Genomic DNA, 15,521 nt, shown 5'->3' on the forward strand with positions numbered 1-15,521 from the left:
CTTCACCGACCTATCCGCGCCATGCATACACCGATCCAGTCTCCGTTCATCTCCCGCCGCAGCCTGCTTGGCGCCTGTGCCGGCATCACCGGCCTGACCTTGGCTGGCGCCGGCATGGCCGCTCCTGTCCAGGGCAAGATCCGCCTTGCGGGCTGGAGCAAACCCATCAGCGAGATCACCAACATCCTCGCCGAGCCCGAAAAAGGCTTCTTCAAGGCCCAGGGTGTGGAGCTGGCCTATCTGCCGGGCGCGGGCGGCGGCGACGCCATCCGCAACATGCTCAGCGGCCAGGCCGACGTGGCCTTCACCGACCCCGGCTCCTTCTTCATGGCGCTGGACAAGGGCGAGAAGCTGGTCGCCATCTACGACATCTATCCGCAGAACGTGTTCAACGTGGTCTCGCTGAAGTCGGCCGGCATCCACAAGCCCGCCGATCTCAAGGGCAAGAAGATAGGCGTCTACAGCCTGTCGAGCGGCACGCGCCAGAACCTGCTGGTGATGCTGCACCAGGCCGGCCTCAAGGAGTCGGACGTGAGCATCGTCGTCACCGGCCTGCTCAACTTCGCGCCGCTGATGCAGGGCCAGGTCGATGCCACGGCCGCCACCGACACCGGCCTGGCCGTGGGCCTGCGCAAGGGCATTGGCGAGGTCAATGTGATGCAGGTGCGCGAGCACCTGAACATCTCCAGCGACATGTTCGTGGTGCGCGAGGACACGCTGCGCCAGAAGAAGGATTTGCTCAAGGCCTTCCTCAAGGGCTACCGCGACAGCGCGGCCTGGATGATCGCCAACCCCGAGGAAGCCGCGACGCTGGCCGGCAAATACGCCATCGACGGCACGCAGCGCGACATCAACCTCGACGTGGTGCGCCTGCGCAATGCCTCGGCCCAGCCCGTGCAGGCCGGCAAGCCCCTGGGCACGGTCGATCTCGCGGCGCTGCAAAAGGGCGCCGACGCCTACCGTGCGCTGGGCATGGTGCAAAAGCAGATCAAGGTGTCGGACGTCGTGGATACCAGCTTGTTGTAATTCACCCCCTGAGGCGCTTCGCGCCTTCCCCCTCTCTCGCTTTGCGGGAGGGGGACGACACCCTCGGTGCGGGGCGGCCCTTCCTCGGTGTCTCGCGCTTGGGCCATGTCAGTTTCAAGGCTCACGAACGGTATCTCAGCACAACAGAAAAATGACATGAATCTATCGTCTGGAATGAATCTGCGCGGCAAGGTGGTGCTGGTCACGGGCGCGGGCCGCGGCATAGGCGCGGCCATTGCCACGGCCTTTGCGCGCGAGGGCGCGCTGGTGGCGGTCAACTACCTGTCCAACGACGCCGCCGCGGCGCAGACCGTGGCGGCCTGTCAGGTCGCGGGCAAGGCTGCAGGCGGCGATGCCTGGGCGGTGCAGGCCGACGTGGGCTCGCAGCCCGCGGTGCAGGCCATGGCGGACGGCATTGCCCGCGAGGCCGGGGCCATAGACATCGTGGTCAACAACGCTTTCCGGCCCTATGCCTTCGATCCCGAGCGTCGCAGCCGTTTCGACGAGCTGGACTGGAGCGACTACCGGGCCCAGTTCGACGGTGCCGTGGGCGCGGCCTTCAATGTCTGCCGCGCGGTGCTGCCGCAGATGCGCCAGCGCACACGCGGCAGCATCGTCAACATCGCCAGCAACCTGGTCGAGCACCCGGTCGTTCCCTATCACGACTACACCACGGCCAAGGCCTCGCTGGTGGGCTTCAGCCGCAACCTGGCCAGCGAACTCGGCCCCATGGGCATACGCGTGAACTGCGTGGCGCCGGGCCTGGTCTATCCCACGCAGGGCACGCAGGCCACCCGGGAGTCGTTCCGCGAATCGCTGATGGCGGCCACGCCGCTGCGGCGCCTGGCCAGTCCCGCGGACGTGGCCGGGCCGGTGCTGTTCCTGGCCTCGGACTTGAGCGGCTTCATGACGGGCCAGGTGCTGTTCGTGGACGGCGGCCTGGTGATGCGCTGATCTAGTGCGCTCCGGCGCTCCCGGAGGACTGGCAGGCCATGGTTTTCTCGGCGGGATCTGCGGGCCGGCGCATGGGGGCGGCGGCCTTTTGCAGCCAGCCATGGAGTATCAGCGCCTGCGCCAGGTAATAGGTGACGAGCACGCCCACCGCGGCCCAGGGCAGGGGCTGGACAAAGCGGTTGATGGCCAGCAGCGAGTCGCTGAGCATGAACACGCTGGCACCCAGGGCCACTTGCAGCGAGGCCGGGTTGCGCAGCACGCTGTGCCGGCTCCAGGCCTGGGCGGCCATGATGGCGATCACGCCCACATAGGCCAGCACCGGCAGGCGCAGGGCCGCGGGCAGGCCGCCAAGCCACAGCAGCGCATACATGCCGACCGCTATCAGCGCGATGCAGGCCAGGGCCTTGCGTTCGGCCAGCCAGGGCGCGTCGCCGCGCAGCAGCGCGATATAGCAGACATGGGCCAGCAGAAAGCTGACCAGGCCGGGGATGAAAAAGCCTTCGAACATGAGGAAGGCATCGCCGGCGAGCGAAAAAAGCAGAGCGCCTGCCGCAATCAGCAGTTGGGTTTTTGGGTATCTTCCCGCGGTATTCGCCGACTGGCGAGCGCTGACTGCTAGATAAAGCAGAGCAAACACCATGGTCAGGGGCTTGAAGACATGGTGCCCTGCGTCCAGGTCCAGGGCCGCCGTGACCGTGGCCAGCGCGCCGCTTTGCAGCATCAGCGCCAGCCAGGGGCCGATGCGGCCCTGCATGGCCGCGGCCAGCGTCCACTGGACGGTCAGCAGCACGCCGAACCAGAGCAGGTTGTGGGCCAGCGGCGCCTGATCGGCCTGCCAGAGAAACAGCGAGGTGCCGGCGATCAGCGCGATGAACTGCAGGGCCGAGAACCAGCGCAGTCCCGCCGACATCGGCGGCGCGTAAATCACGCGGTGCTCGTCCAGGTCGAAGGCCGGCTTGGGAAAGCGCTGGGCCACATCGGCCGGGCGCCAGCCCGGGGGCTTGAGCCAGACCCGCAGCTTGTCGCCCAGACGGCGTGCATGCCAGCTGTCGTGCGCCAGCTGGCGGTAGACCGTGGCATTGGCCCACAGCGGATCCCAGCTCTTGAGCAGGCCGCGCGTGCCGTAGACGCAGGGCTCGTTCTCGTCCTCGGGCTTGAAGCTGCCGAAGAGCCGGTCCCAGAGGATGAGAATGCCGCCGTAGTTCTTGTCGAGATAGGCGTCGTTGACCGCATGGTGCACGCGGTGGTTGCTGGGCGCGCAGAACCAGCGGTCGAACCAGCCCAGGCGCCCGACCTGCTCGGTATGCACCCAGAACTGGTAGAGCAGGTCGATCAGCCCGACCACGGCAAACACCAGCGGCGGCACGCCGGCCAGTGCCATGGGCAGGTAGAAGATCCAGCCCAGCAGCGCGCCCGAGCTGGTCTGGCGCAGCGCGGTGGAGAGGTTGTAGTCCTGGCTCTGGTGGTGCACGGCATGGGCGGCCCAGAGCACGCCCACCTCGTGGCCCATGCGGTGCAGCCAGTAGTAGCAGAAGTCGTAGAACACCAGGGCCAGCAGCCAGCCCGGCAGACTCATCCAGAAGCCGTCGGCCTGGACCAGGGCCATATGGCCGGCCACGGCCGTGTAAATGCCCAGGGTCAGCAGCTTGGTGAAGACCGCGCTGGTCTGGCTCAGCACGCCCAGGTTCAGCGAGCTGATGGCGTCGGCCAGATGATAGGTCTGGCGCTTGCGCCGCAGGCCTACGGCCCATTCCACGGCGATGAGGATGAAGAACACCGGCGTGGCCAGAACGATGACTTGGCTGGGAGAGAGCATGGAGATCGATTGTGAGCGGCACGGCTGCGGCAGCCATCCTAGGGTGATCACGCTTGCTAAGTAGTTCCTGTTATGACTGTCATGGGACGGTCATGAAATAATTGCCGGCTAGCCCTCTAGCTGATCTTCCCATGTCCATATCCCGTCGCTCCTTCGTAGCGGCAGCCGCCATGGTGGCTGCCGCCGGCCTGTCCGCCCCTGCCGCGTTTGCCGCGGGCGATGCCTGGCCCTCTGCCAAGCCCATCACCCTGATCGTGCCCTTCAGTGCTGGTGGCAATGTGGACACCACGGCCCGGCTGATCGGCCAGAAGCTCGGCGAGCGCCTGCACCAGGCCGTCGTGGTCGACAACGTGCCCGGCGCCGGCGGCGTGCTGGGCGTGAGCAAGGCCGTGAAATCGTCGGCCGATGGCTACACGCTGCTCATGGGCTTCGACGGCCCGATCAGCATCGCCCAGCTCGTGAACTCGGCCGTGAAGTACGACGCCGAGCACGACCTGACGCCCGTGGGCCTGGTCTCCATCGCTCCCGTGGTGGCCGTGGCCCGCCCGGGCCTGCCCGCGCACAATATCAGCGAGCTGATCGCGCTGGCGCGCACCAAGCCCGGAGGCCTGACCTATGCGACCTCGGGCGTGGGCACCATGCTGCACCTGGCCATGGAAATGCTGCAGGAGCGCGCCAAGATCAAGCTGGTGCATGTGCCCTACCGCGGCGGCGCCCAGATCACCAGCGACGTGATGGGCGGCCAGGTCGACGTGGGCATGCTGGTGACCACCAGCGCCACGCCCATGATCCAGCAGAAAAAGCTCGAAGGCCTGGGCGTGACCTCGGCCAAGCGCATAGACTCCATCCCCAGCGTGCCGACCTTCGGCGAGACGCCCGAGCTCAAGGGCTTCGACCTCAATACCTGGACCGGCCTGTTCGTGCCGGCCAAGACGCCGCAGGCCGTGGTGACGCGCTTGGCCACCGAGCTGGACGCCGTGCTCAAGCTGCCCGATGTGAGAAAGCGCCTCGAAGAGGGCGGCGCCACGCCGGGCTCCGGCACGCCGGCCGGCTTTGCCAAGTTCCTGCAGAAGGAAAAGGCCGGCTATGCGCAGATCGTGAAGTCGGCCCATATCCAGGCGGAATAAGCCGTGGCCGCCCCGCTGAATCCGGCTCACGCCGAAATCCATGCGCCCGTGCTGCCCGAGGTGGCGGCCGTGGCCCAGGAGATGCAGGCGCTGCGCCGCGACCTGCACGCCCATCCCGAGCTGGCCTATGAGGAACACCGCACCGGCGACATCGTGGCCGAGAGGCTGGCCGCCTGGGGTTACGAGGTGCACCGGGGCCTGGGCGATACCGGCGTGGTGGGCACGCTGCGCTGCGGCGACCACCAGAGCGGCAAGAGGCTGGGCCTGCGCGCCGACATGGATGCGCTGCCGATACGCGAAACCACGGGCCTGCCCTATGCGAGCCGCCACGATGGCAAGATGCATGCCTGCGGCCACGACGGCCATACGGCCACCTTGCTGGCCGCGGCCCGGGTGCTGGCGCAGCGCCGGAGCGCGCTCAACGGCACGCTGCATCTGATCTTCCAGCCGGCCGAGGAAGGCCATGGCGGCGCCAAGAAGATGGTGGACCAGGGCCTGTTCCAGCTGTTTCCCTGCGATGCGCTCTACGCGTTTCACAACGAGCCCGGCTACCCGGCCGGGCATTTCGGCTTCCGCTCGGGCGTGATGTATTCGAGCTCGGACACGGCCCTCATCACCATCCGCGGCAAGGGCGGCCATGGCGCCATGCCGCATGCGGCCGTGGACCCCATCGTCGTGGCCTCGCACCTGGTGCTGGCGCTGCAGACCATATGCTCGCGCGAGGTCGACCCCAACGACATGGCCGTGGTCACCGTGGGCGCCATCCATGCGGGCGATGCGCCCAATGTGATTCCCGAAACCTGCGAGCTGCGCGTGACCATACGCGCGCGCTGCCCCGAGGTGCGGGCCCTGCTGCGTGAGCGCATCACGGCCATGGCCCAGGCCCAGGCCGCGGTGCACCGCGCCACGGCCGAGGTGGACTACAAATGGCGCTATCCGCCCGTCATGAATGACGTGGCGGCCACGGATTTTGCCGTGGGCGTGGCGCGCGATTTCCTCGGCGAGCAGTGGCTGATCCCCGACCTGCAGCCGCTGCAGGCCAGCGACGACTTCGCCATCATGCTGGGCGAGGTGCCCGGCAACTACTTCATCGTGGGCAACGGCATGGGCGAGGGCGGCTGCATGGTGCACAACCCCGGCTATGACTTCAACGACGGCCTGCTGCCCGTGACGGCTTCGTACTGGGTGAAGCTGGCCGAAGCCTATCTGAGCCGCGATCCCGCATGAACACCACAGATCTCTCCGGCCAGAATCTGCCGGGTTTTGACGCCACCACCGATTACTGGCAGTCCATAGTCTCCGCGGCCGAGCTCGCCCAGTCGCCGCTGCCGCCTTATGCGCGCAGCTATCCCGCGCGCCTGCCCGACGGCCGCTATCTGGTGCTGCCGCTGCGCGGCATGCCCACGGCCTCGGGCGCCGCGCCCGATCGCTGCGTGGCCTCGCTGATCGCCAACCAGGCCTCCCTGGCCGTGGTGGAACAGCTGGCGCTGCATATGGCCGAGGGGGCGCGCGCACACCAGTTCGAGGTGATCGTGGGCCTGCCCACGCTGGGCCTGGCTTTTGCGCCTCTGGTGGCCAAGGCCCTGGGCCACGGCCGCTTCGTGCCCCTGGGCTACTCGCGCAAATACTGGTACCGCGAGGAGCTGTCCGAGCCCGTGAGCTCCATCACCACGCCGGGCAAGGGCAAGCTGCTGTATGTGGACCCCAACCAGCTGGCGCTGATCGCCGGCAAGCGCGTGCTGGTGGTCGACGATGCCGTGAGCTCGGGAACCACCATGGTCTCGGGTCTGAAGCTGCTGGAGCGCTGCGGCGCCGAGGTGGCCGCGATTGCCGTGGCCATGCGCCAGGGCACGCAATGGCAGGAGAAGCTGCGCCGCGCCGACGGCTCCTGCATTCCCGTGGTCGGCGCCTACGACTGCCCGCGCATGGTTCGCCGCACCGATGGCTGGTGGCCGGAGGATGCGGCCTAGGGCTTGCTTGGACCGGGCCGGGGCTGGCCTCATACTTGCGGGATTGCAAAGGAGCCAGACAAGCATGAGTAACTTCACCCTCACCAGTCCCGACATCCCCGCCGGCGGCAGCGTGCCCGCGCATTTCGAGGCCGATGTGTTCGGCTGCGGCGGCCGCAACGAGTCGCCCGTGCTGCAGTGGAGCGGCGCACCCGCCGGCACCCAGAGCCTGGCCGTGACCGTGTTCGACCCCGATGCGCCCACGGGCAGCGGCTGGTGGCACTGGATCGTGGTGGACCTGCCGGCCGCCACCTCGGAGCTCAAGGCCAATGCCGGCGCCAAGGGCAGCAGCACGCTGCCGGCCGGCGCGCGCCAGATGCGCAACGACTACGGCGCCTTCGCCTGGGGCGGCATGTGCCCGCCGCCCGGCGACAAGCCGCACCGCTATGTCTTCACCGTGCATGCGCTGTCGGTGGCGCGCCTGGACATTCCCGACGATGCCACGGCGGCCATCTGCGGCTTCATGATCAATGCCAACAGCCTCGCCAAGGCCACGTTCACCTCGACCTACGGACGCCCGGCCTGATCGGACTCCTGAAAAAGAAGCGCCTTGCGCCTGTCAGCAATGGATCTCAGCCTGATTGAAGGCTGAAACCAATATCTGGCAGGCGCAAGGCGCTCTGTTTTTGAGGGCGCTATCGATGCCGCAATGGCTCAGGTGAGCGCGCCGCGGCCGTCCACGGTGAAGATGCGCTCGACCACGCCCTTGAGCCGCCCGCCGCGCACGCCGATCAGATGGTCGTGCAGATTGACCGTGGGGTCGCAGTGGCCGGGAATCAGCCACAGCGTCTCGCCGAGCGCGGGCAACCAGCCGCTGGTGTTGGCCGGGTGCAGCACGCCATGCTCGTCGCCGCCGTTCTCGAAGCGCAGCGCCTGCTCGGGCGGCAGCGCATGCAGCCTGGGCAGGCCCGAATCTATGGCATGGGCCTTGTGGCCCGCGTCGCAGACGGCGCGGCCCTGGCCTACCGAGATGACCTGGGTCTTGACGTAGAGCGCATGCTCGAACACCGGCTGGGCCGGGTCGTGCTCGTTGGTCGCGTAGTCGGCGTCCATGAACAGAAAGGAGCCGGGCTGGATCTCGCCGTACACGCCGCTCGCGGCCTCGTTTACCATGGTGCCGGTGCCGGCGCCCGTGATCAGCGGTAGGGCGATGCCCGCGGCGTCGAATTCATGGCGCGTGCGGTTGACGAGCTTGAGCACCTGGGCGATGGCCTCGCGGCGCTCGCTGGCCCGGCGTAGATGCTGGGCGCCGCCGTGATAGGCCTGCAGGCCCGCAAAGTGCAGCCGGGGCTGGGCCCGGATGGCGCGTGCCAGCTCCACCGCGGCCGTGCCGGGCTCCACGCCGCAGCGGTTCTGGCCCACGTTGATCTCCACCAGCACGTCGATGGCGCCATGGCCGGCCTGCGCATCCTGCATGGCCTGGGCCAGGCGCGCTACGCCTTCTGTGCTGTCGACGGCAAGCGCCAGGCGGCCGCCGCGCCCATCCAGGGTCTTGGCCAGCCGGGCCACGCGCTCGAGCTTGGCGGGCGAGACGATCTCGTTGCTGATGAAGAGATTGTTCACCCCGCCCTCGGCCAGGGCCTCGGCCTCGGCGACCTTCTGCACGCAGTGGCCGCAGGCGCCGGCCTGCTCCAGCAGCAGCGCGATATGGGCGCTCTTGTGCAGCTTGGCATGCGGGCGCCACAGCACGCCGTGCTGCTGGGCAAAGCGGGCCATGCGCTCGATATTGCGCTCCATGGCATCGAGGTCTATGACCAGGGCCGGGGTGTCGATGCGCCGTACGGCCTGGCCGACCAGGGCCCGCAGGGACTCAGGAATGGATTTCATCGCGGCTGTCCGGGGAAAGATGTGCGGTATCGGCCCAGCCTACCAGAGACAGGCCCTCGGGCGTCCACAGCAGGCGGTTGATGGCCGCATTCGTCAGCTCCCAGGTGCGCGGCGCCTGCAGGTCCTGGCGGGTGGCCAGGCGATACAGGGTGTCCATCACGCCGCCGTGGGCCACGAGCACGATCTGCTGGCCCTCGTGGCGGCTGGCGATGCGGTCCACGGCGCGCGCTATGCGCGCGCGCAGCATGGCCAGCGATTCGCCGCCGCCGGGCAGCACGTATTCGGGATCGCGCGTGCGCCAGCGCTGGGCGGCCTCGGGGTGGCTGAGCTCGACCTCCTTGAAGGTATGGCCCTGGAACTGGCCGAAACAGCGCTCGCGCAGCTCGGGCTCGGCATGCAGCTCGGCCTGGGCCGTGCGGGCCAGGGCCTGGGCCGTGGCATAGGCGCGCTGCAGATCGCTGCTGTAGATGGCTGCAATGGGCTCGTGGACCAGGGCCCGGGCCGCCTGCTCGGCCTGCCACAGGCCGGTGTTGTTGAGCGGAACGTCCAGATGGCCCTGGATGCGGCCGTCCACGTTCCAGGTGGTTTCTCCGTGGCGGATGGCGATGATGCGCGTGACATGCATGGCGGTGGTGCTGACTCTGTGGCTCTGGTATGCGAACCAGTCCATTGTCGTGCAATAAGCAACCCTCGGGCGGCGGCGCTGCTTCTCCCGGGGACGCCGGCGGGCGCAAAAAAGCCGATGCCCGCGCGGTGCATCGGCTTGGTGCGGAGCGCGCCGAGCTTAGAGCGTGTTCATGATTTCCTCGCGCCGCGACAGCGGCTTTGCGGGATGGGATGCAAGGCGCAACACCGCAGCAATAGCAACGCTATTGCGAGGATTTGCAACGCCGCAGACCGCCCGCAAAGCCACTGTCCCGAAGGGTTGGAGCGAAATCGGGCGATTTCTTCGCGCTGGCTCTTGCTTGCACCCCGGCGCAAGCTGCGATCCATCACTTCGAACTCATCCCGATTGCGCTCCAACGCGGCGGCGTAGAGGTCGTGAACACGCTCTTAGATCAGCGACTTGGCGTTGTCTAGCACGAAGTCGCAGGCTTTTTCCTTGAGATTGCTCTTGACCTTGTCGAGGCTGAAGCTCTGGCCATTGCTGCCCTTGACCATGCCCATCAGGCCGTCCTTATAGCCCTGGTCCTTGGGCTCTTCCTTCTGGCCCAGGCCCAGCTTGCCCAGCAGCTGGTTCTTGACCTGGGCGGCTTTGTCGGCGTTCAGGTAGTTGTTCTTCATGCAGTAGGTGATGACGCCGGCCGCATTGCTGGCCGTGCCCGAGCCCGCGAGCCCGCCCAGGCCCAGCGCCGAGGCCGCGCCCGAGCCGCCGCCCAGCATGCCGCCCAGACCCGAGGCGCCGGAGCCGCTTTCCGAGCCGCCGCCCAGCTGACCGCGCAAGGCATCGCCCAGGCCGTTGGCCTGGACGCTGAGGGCGCTGGCGGCCAGGGTGGCGCAGACCAGCGCAGAGAGGGCAAATCGCTTCATGCTGTATTCCTTTCCGTGGTGAGCGGCGGCGCCTGCAGCGGGCGACTGGCCGCATATCCTAGAGGTCTGCACGTTAGCACGCGCCGACCTCGGCCATGCGCAGGCAAGTGTGGAAGATTGCAAACATCGCGCGGCCCGCCCGCTCAGCGCGCAGGGTTGGCGGGAGCCGGGGCTGCGGCAGGCGCTGCGGGCGCGCTGTTCGATGCGGCGCTCTGGGGCGGCTGGATCACGGTGCGCACAGTGCGCGCGCCCTGCGGCGGGCGCGGGAAGCCGGTCAGCGCCGCATCGAACAGAATGCCGAAGATGGCCGGGTCATCGGTCCAGACATCCTGGCGCTGGGCCGAGGTCTCGTAGACGATCTGCTGGGTCTTGAGATCGCGCATCACCAGGCTCACGGAGCGGTAGTACTCCAGCGGCGGGCCGTCCATCATCATGCTGCCGCCAAAGCCCCAACCCCAGCCGCGGCCGTAGCCCATGCCCCAGCCCCAGCGCGGGCCCCAGGGGTCGTAATAGGGCCAGCTCGCATAGTCGCGCGCATAGCGGGCCACGGCGCCGATCTGCACCACCAGGCTGGCGTGCGCATCGTCGCGCGTCAGGCCCACGCGGGCCAGCGCCTGCTGGGCCTGGGCCTCGACGGCGGGGAAGCTCATCTGGCCCTGCTGCGAGGGCAGGGTTTCCAGCCGGTAGACCGGCGGCACGGGCATGGCGCTCAGCGAGGAATAGCTTTGTACCGTGCTGTTGACTTCGCGCACCGTGCTGCAGCCGCTCAGCAGGGCGGCTGCGGCCAGGGCCATGGCGCCAATCCAGCGAATTCGGGTGTTGCGCAGGTTCATGGTGATGCTTTCTATACGACAAAGGCCCATGGAGATGGGCCTTTGCTTGGACCGGCAGGTCCGGGTTTGGTTCAACGCCCGTCTTCAGGACAGTTGTATCACCTGCACGCCGGGCAGGCTGGCAGTGGTTGGCAGCTCCTCATGGTCAAACGCCATGTCGCCGTTGGGATCGGCAATGCCCGTGGCCTTGGCGTTCTTGAAGTCGTGCAGCTGCGGATCCATCATGTGCGTGGTCACGATATTGCCCATGGCGCGGAACATGCTCTCGATGCGGCCGGGGAACTTCTTTTCCCATTCGCGCAGCATCTCGCCAATGGCCACGCGCTGCAGGCCGTCCTGGCTGCCGCAGAGGTTGCAGGGGATGATGGGGAAGTTCTGGTACTGGGCCCAGCGCGTCGTGTCCTTTTCGGGCACGTAGCACAGGGGGCGGATCACCACATGCTTGCCGTCGTCGCTGACCAGCTTGGGCGGCATGCCCTTCATGCGGCCGCCGTAGAACATATTGAGCATCATGGTCTGCACGATGTCGTCGCGGTGGTGGCCCAGCGCCACCTTGGTGCAGCCCAACTGGTCGGCCACCTTGTACAGGATCGCGCGGCGCAGGCGCGAGCACAGGCCGCAGGTGGTCTTGCCCTCGGGCACGACGCGCTTGACGACGCTGTAGGTGTCCTGGTTCTCGATGTGGTAGTCCACGCCTATGGACTGGAAGTACTCGGGCAGGATGTGCTCGGGGAAGCCCGGCTGCTTCTGGTCCAGGTTCACGGCCACGATGTCGAACTTCACGGGCGCGCGCTTTTGCAGCTTGCGCAGAATGTCCAGCAGCGTGTAGCTGTCCTTGCCGCCCGACATGCAGACCATGATCTTGTCGCCTTCCTCGATCATGTTGTAGTCGAGAATGGCCTTGCCCACTTCACGGCACAGGCGCTTTTCAAGCTTGATCTGCTCGCGCTCGATCTTGATCTTGCTGGGCTTGGTTTCGCCCTCGGGCGTAGCAGCGGTTTCGGCCGCGTCCAGGGCTTCGGCCTCTTCGGCAATCCAGGGGTTGTCGTTTACAGCATTCATGGGGTTCACCATTGTCCGGTTTCGATGCGAATGGCGACTTCGCAGTCTTCAAAAATTTCCAGTTTTGCAATCTTCACGCGCACGCCGCGCACGCCGGGCAGCTGCAGCAGGCGCTGGGCCAGCTTGCCGATCAGGCTTTCGAGCAGGTTCACATGCTCGGATTTGCATTCGTCGATGATGATCTGGCGCACCTTGCGGTAGTCCAGCACGTGGAGGATGTCGTCATCGCGTGGCGCCAGCGGCTGGGGGCCGAGATTGAGTTCGGCATCGACCTGAATCGGCTGGGGCTCTTGTTTCTCATGCGCCAGAATGCCCAGGCTGGCATCAAAGCGCAGCCCGGTGAGCGTGAGTATCTGTTGTCCGGAAGTGGAAGTCATGGCTTGCAGGTCTGTGATGCGCGGCAGGCATTCACATCATCGAAAAATCGCGCTCGAAGCGCTGTAAGTGCTGGCCGCCATCGACCAGCAGGGTGGTGCCCGTCATCGCCCGGTTCTCCAGCGCGAAGCACACGGCGGCAGCAACGTCCTCGGAGCTCGAGGAGCGGCCCAGCGGGCTCATGGCATGCAGCTGCTCGAAGCGCTCCTGGCTCAGCATATGGCTGGTCAGCGTGAGGCCCGGGGCCACGCCGACCACGCGCACGCGCGGCGCCAGCGCCAGGGCCAGCACGGTGTTGGCCGCTTCCAGCGCCGCCTTGGACAGGGTGTAGCTCAGAAAATCGGGGTTCTGGTTCCAGAGCTTCTGGTCCAGCACATTGACCACGGCGCCATGGGCTAGTTCCTCGCCGGCCGCGGCCCGCTCGTTGAGGTGGGCGTGCAAGGCCTGGGCCAGCAGAATGGGCGCGCCGGTGTTGCTGCGCAGATGGGCTTCCAGCGCCACATAGCTGAAGCTCTGCACATCGTCGTGCTCGAACAGCGAGGCGTTGTTGACCACGGCGTCGACGTGGCCAAAGTGCGCGATCACGCGCGGCACCAGGGCGCGCACCGACTCCTCGTCAAAGAAATCCGCATCGAAAGCCGCACTGTCGCCGGACAGCTGCGCGCAGGCCGCTACGGTCTGCAGGGCTTCTTCGTGCGAGTCGCGGTAATGCACGGCGACCTGCCAGCCCGCACGGGCCAGAGCCAGGGCCATGTCGCGTCCCAGGCGACGGGCGGAACCGGTCACCAATACTGTGCGTGGTCGGGCGGGTGAGGACATTCGTGGAAAATGCGGGTTGTGACAACAGAACCCTCAATTTTAACGAGCGCCTTGCAATCGCGCATTGCCAAGGAGATTGCCGCCGCGGGCGGCTGGCTGCCCTTCGACCGTTTCATGGAGCTGGCGCTCTATGTGCCGGGCCTGGGCTATTACGCCAACGAAACGGCCAAGTTCGGCGCCATGCCCGAGTCGGGCAGCGACTTTGTGACGGCGCCCGAAATTTCCCCGATTTTCGGCCAGCTGGTGGCGGCACAGCTGCGTGAAGCGCTACAAAAAACGGATACCCGCGAGATCTGGGAATTCGGTGCCGGCACGGGCGCGCTGGCGCTGCAGATCCTCGACGAGCTGGCCGCGCAGGGGGCTTTGCCCGAGCGCTACACCATCGTCGATCTCTCGGGCACGCTGCGCGCGCGCCAGAAGCTGGCGCTGGCCAAGTACGAGCATCTGCTGCGCTGGGTCGATGCCCTGCCCGAGACCATGGAGGGCGTGATCATAGGCAACGAGGTGCTGGACGCCATGCCCGTGCAGCTGCTGCAGCGCACCCAGGGTCGATGGTTCGAGCGTGGCGTGTCGCTCAAGGGCGACGAGTTCACCTGGGAAGACCGGCCCACCGAGCTGCGCCCGCCCGTGGAAATCGACGGCCCGCACGATTTTCTGACCGAGATCCATCGCCAGGGCGAGGCCTTTATCCACACCTTGGGCGAGCGCCTGACCCGGGGTGCCGCTTTTTTCATCGACTACGGCTTTGGCGAGAGCGAGTACTACCATGTGCAGCGCCATATGGGCACCTTGGTCTGCCACTACCAGCACCAGGTGGACAGCGATCCGCTGGTGCAGGTCGGCCTCAAGGACATCACGGCCCACGTCAATTTCACGGGCACGGCCGTGGCCGCGCAGGACGCGGGCTTCGAGGTGCTGGGCTATACCAATCAGGCGTACTTTCTCATCAACTGCGGGCTCGGCCCCAAGATGGATGCGGCAGGCCTCAAGGCGCGCTCCATGGCCTCCAAGCTGGTGATGGAGCATGAGATGGGCGAGCTGTTCAAGGTCATCGCCCTGTCCAAGGGCGCGGAGCCCTGGACGCCGCTGGGCTTTGTGCAGGGCGACCGCACCCACCGGCTATAGCGCTTGCGCTTTGGGCGGCTACTGCTTTTCCAGTCCCGCGGCCTGGATGATGCCGGCCCAGTGCTTGAACTCGGTGCGCGTGAAGTCGCGGAACGCGGCCGAGCCTAGCAGGCGGGGCTCGCCGCCCAGGGACGAGACCTTGGCCTTGAACTCGGGGCTGCTGGCCACCTTGAGCGTGGCCGCCTCCAGCCGCTGGACCACGGCGCGCGGCGTCCCCTTGGGCGCCAGCACGCCGTTCCAGGTGGCGGTGACGAAGGTGGGGAAGCCGCTTTCCTTCATGGTCGGCACCTGGGGCAGCTGCGGCAGGCGCTCGGCGGAGGTCACGGCCAGCGCCTTGAGCTTGCCGCTCTGGATGAAGGGCAGCGCGGGCGTGATGTTCTCGAAGATGAAGTCGATCTGGCCGCCTATCAGGTCGCTCAGGGCCGGAGCGCTGCCCTTGTAGGGTGCATGGACCAGGTCCAGCTTGGTCGCACTTTTCAGCAGCTCGCCCGACAGGTGCACGGTCGAGCCCATGCCCGGTGAGCCATAGCTCATGCCGGAGCGGCGCTCGCGGGCGTAGCTCAGCAGTTCGGCCACCGATTTGACCGGTGTCTTCGCCTCGTTGACCACCAGCACGTTGGGGATCGAGGTCACCAGCGCGATGTACTCGAAGTCGTCCAGGCTTTTGGCACTGAGATTCCGGTACAGGCTGGGGTTGATGGCCTGCGTGCCCGCCGTGCCGAACAGCAGCGTATAGCCATCATTGGCGGCGGCCGCGACGCGGCTGGCGCCGATCGCGCCGTTGGCTCCAGGCACGTTCTCCACCACCACCGGCTGGCCCAGGGCCTCGGCCAGCCCCTGGCCGACCAGGCGGGCCACCACATCGGTATTGCCGCCGGGCGAGAAAGGCACGAGCAGCTTGAGCGGGCGGCTGGGAAAGGTATCGGCCGCGGCGAGGGCCGGCAGGGCGAGGGCGGCGCCGAGCAGCGCGGCGGCCCGGAGAAACTGTTGGCGTGAGAAGGTCTGGGGCACGGTATGT

Annotated in this window: 16 protein-coding genes; 7 read left to right on the forward strand and 9 right to left on the reverse strand. The window is 67.1% G+C overall.

The window, feature by feature from the left end:
• Positions 1–21 precede the first annotated feature (21 nt).
• Both AB6724_RS06790 and AB6724_RS06795 read left to right on the forward strand, forming a co-directional pair.
• On the forward strand, positions 22–1,026 hold the full coding sequence (locus AB6724_RS06790) for an ABC transporter substrate-binding protein (RefSeq protein ID WP_369337750.1): 1,005 nt from the start codon (positions 22–24) through the stop codon (positions 1,024–1,026).
• A gap of 174 nt (positions 1,027–1,200) precedes the next feature.
• On the forward strand, positions 1,201–1,980 hold the full coding sequence (locus tag AB6724_RS06795) for an SDR family oxidoreductase (RefSeq protein ID WP_439329837.1): 780 nt from the start codon (positions 1,201–1,203) through the stop codon (positions 1,978–1,980).
• 1 nt (position 1,981) lies between these two features.
• Here the strand turns inward: AB6724_RS06795 and AB6724_RS06800 are convergent, their stop codons facing one another.
• Positions 1,982–3,796, reverse strand: a complete 1,815-nt coding sequence (locus AB6724_RS06800) for a lysoplasmalogenase family protein (RefSeq protein WP_369337752.1) — start codon at positions 3,794–3,796, stop codon at positions 1,982–1,984.
• Positions 3,797–3,927: 131 nt separating this feature from the next.
• On the opposite strand from AB6724_RS06800, the gene AB6724_RS06805 reads away from it, so the two are divergent.
• The 4 genes from AB6724_RS06805 to AB6724_RS06820 all read left to right on the forward strand — a co-directional run bounded on the left by AB6724_RS06805 (position 3,928) and on the right by AB6724_RS06820 (position 7,458).
• Positions 3,928–4,923 carry a Bug family tripartite tricarboxylate transporter substrate binding protein gene (locus AB6724_RS06805; protein WP_369337753.1) on the forward strand — a complete coding sequence of 332 codons (996 nt, stop codon included), beginning with the start codon at positions 3,928–3,930 and terminating at the stop codon, positions 4,921–4,923.
• Positions 4,924–4,926: 3 nt separating this feature from the next.
• The gene (locus AB6724_RS06810) at positions 4,927–6,150 is read left to right on the forward strand and encodes a M20 aminoacylase family protein (protein ID WP_369337754.1); all 1,224 of its coding nucleotides are present in this window, start codon (positions 4,927–4,929) and stop codon (positions 6,148–6,150) included.
• Positions 6,147–6,893 carry a phosphoribosyltransferase gene (locus tag AB6724_RS06815; protein ID WP_369337755.1) on the forward strand — a complete coding sequence of 249 codons (747 nt, stop codon included), beginning with the start codon at positions 6,147–6,149 and terminating at the stop codon, positions 6,891–6,893. Before AB6724_RS06810 ends, AB6724_RS06815 begins: the two co-directional genes overlap by 4 nt.
• A 64-nt stretch (positions 6,894–6,957) precedes the next feature.
• On the forward strand, positions 6,958–7,458 hold the full coding sequence (locus AB6724_RS06820; RefSeq protein ID WP_369337756.1) for a YbhB/YbcL family Raf kinase inhibitor-like protein: 501 nt from the start codon (positions 6,958–6,960) through the stop codon (positions 7,456–7,458).
• A 128-nt stretch (positions 7,459–7,586) separates the two neighbouring features.
• Here the strand turns inward: AB6724_RS06820 and AB6724_RS06825 are convergent, their stop codons facing one another.
• From AB6724_RS06825 to AB6724_RS06855, 7 genes are all read right to left on the reverse strand, one after another.
• The gene (locus AB6724_RS06825; RefSeq protein WP_369337757.1) at positions 7,587–8,759 is read right to left on the reverse strand and encodes a DSD1 family PLP-dependent enzyme; all 1,173 of its coding nucleotides are present in this window, start codon (positions 8,757–8,759) and stop codon (positions 7,587–7,589) included.
• A complete protein-coding gene (locus tag AB6724_RS06830; protein ID WP_369337924.1) occupies positions 8,743–9,384 on the reverse strand; it encodes a histidine phosphatase family protein in 642 nt (213 codons plus the stop codon). Before AB6724_RS06830 ends, AB6724_RS06825 begins: the two co-directional genes overlap by 17 nt.
• 428 nt (positions 9,385–9,812) lie before the next feature.
• Complete coding sequence (locus AB6724_RS06835; RefSeq protein WP_369337758.1) at positions 9,813–10,289, reverse strand: YjjA family protein; 477 nt, start codon at positions 10,287–10,289, stop codon at positions 9,813–9,815.
• A 143-nt stretch (positions 10,290–10,432) separates the two neighbouring features.
• Positions 10,433–11,122 (reverse strand): DUF4136 domain-containing protein, encoded by a 690-nt coding sequence (locus tag AB6724_RS06840; protein WP_369337759.1) that lies wholly within the window; start codon positions 11,120–11,122, stop codon positions 10,433–10,435.
• 84 nt (positions 11,123–11,206) lie between these two features.
• A complete protein-coding gene (gene ttcA / locus AB6724_RS06845) occupies positions 11,207–12,196 on the reverse strand; it encodes a tRNA 2-thiocytidine(32) synthetase TtcA (RefSeq protein WP_369337760.1) in 990 nt (329 codons plus the stop codon).
• A complete protein-coding gene (locus AB6724_RS06850) occupies positions 12,190–12,561 on the reverse strand; it encodes a dihydroneopterin aldolase (RefSeq protein ID WP_369337761.1) in 372 nt (123 codons plus the stop codon). The genes ttcA and AB6724_RS06850 overlap by 7 nt, the downstream gene beginning before the upstream one ends.
• A gap of 31 nt (positions 12,562–12,592) precedes the next feature.
• The gene (locus tag AB6724_RS06855) at positions 12,593–13,378 is read right to left on the reverse strand and encodes an SDR family oxidoreductase (protein ID WP_369337762.1); all 786 of its coding nucleotides are present in this window, start codon (positions 13,376–13,378) and stop codon (positions 12,593–12,595) included.
• 9 nt (positions 13,379–13,387) lie between these two features.
• On the opposite strand from AB6724_RS06855, the gene AB6724_RS06860 reads away from it, so the two are divergent.
• Positions 13,388–14,503, forward strand: coding sequence for a class I SAM-dependent methyltransferase (locus tag AB6724_RS06860; RefSeq protein WP_369337763.1), 1,116 nt, complete (start codon positions 13,388–13,390; stop codon positions 14,501–14,503).
• 18 nt (positions 14,504–14,521) lie between these two features.
• Here the strand turns inward: AB6724_RS06860 and AB6724_RS06865 are convergent, their stop codons facing one another.
• Positions 14,522–15,514 (reverse strand): Bug family tripartite tricarboxylate transporter substrate binding protein, encoded by a 993-nt coding sequence (locus AB6724_RS06865; protein ID WP_369337764.1) that lies wholly within the window; start codon positions 15,512–15,514, stop codon positions 14,522–14,524.
• Positions 15,515–15,521 lie beyond the last annotated feature (7 nt).

The sequence above is a fragment of the Comamonas guangdongensis genome (genome assembly GCF_041079535.1).
In the GTDB taxonomy this organism is placed as follows: Bacteria; Pseudomonadota; Gammaproteobacteria; order Burkholderiales; family Burkholderiaceae_C; genus Comamonas; species Comamonas guangdongensis.

Bases quoted from the DNA above. Each gene is read 5' to 3' on its own strand.
- AB6724_RS06790 (WP_369337750.1), top strand. From the start codon at position 22: ATGCATACACCGATCCAGTCTCCGTTCATCTCCCGCCGCAGCCTGCTT.
- AB6724_RS06795 (WP_439329837.1), top strand. From the start codon at position 1,201: ATGAATCTGCGCGGCAAGGTGGTGCTGGTCACGGGCGCGGGCCGCGGC.
- AB6724_RS06800 (WP_369337752.1), bottom strand. From the start codon at position 3,796: ATGCTCTCTCCCAGCCAAGTCATCGTTCTGGCCACGCCGGTGTTCTTC.
- AB6724_RS06805 (WP_369337753.1), top strand. From the start codon at position 3,928: ATGTCCATATCCCGTCGCTCCTTCGTAGCGGCAGCCGCCATGGTGGCT.
- AB6724_RS06815 (WP_369337755.1), top strand. From the start codon at position 6,147: ATGAACACCACAGATCTCTCCGGCCAGAATCTGCCGGGTTTTGACGCC.
- AB6724_RS06820 (WP_369337756.1), top strand. From the start codon at position 6,958: ATGAGTAACTTCACCCTCACCAGTCCCGACATCCCCGCCGGCGGCAGC.
- AB6724_RS06825 (WP_369337757.1), bottom strand. From the start codon at position 8,759: ATGAAATCCATTCCTGAGTCCCTGCGGGCCCTGGTCGGCCAGGCCGTA.
- AB6724_RS06830 (WP_369337924.1), bottom strand. From the start codon at position 9,384: ATGCATGTCACGCGCATCATCGCCATCCGCCACGGAGAAACCACCTGG.
- AB6724_RS06835 (WP_369337758.1), bottom strand. From the start codon at position 10,289: ATGAAGCGATTTGCCCTCTCTGCGCTGGTCTGCGCCACCCTGGCCGCC.
- AB6724_RS06840 (WP_369337759.1), bottom strand. From the start codon at position 11,122: ATGAACCTGCGCAACACCCGAATTCGCTGGATTGGCGCCATGGCCCTG.
- ttcA (WP_369337760.1), bottom strand. From the start codon at position 12,196: ATGGTGAACCCCATGAATGCTGTAAACGACAACCCCTGGATTGCCGAA.
- AB6724_RS06850 (WP_369337761.1), bottom strand. From the start codon at position 12,561: ATGACTTCCACTTCCGGACAACAGATACTCACGCTCACCGGGCTGCGC.
- AB6724_RS06855 (WP_369337762.1), bottom strand. From the start codon at position 13,378: ATGTCCTCACCCGCCCGACCACGCACAGTATTGGTGACCGGTTCCGCC.
- AB6724_RS06860 (WP_369337763.1), top strand. From the start codon at position 13,388: ATGCGGGTTGTGACAACAGAACCCTCAATTTTAACGAGCGCCTTGCAA.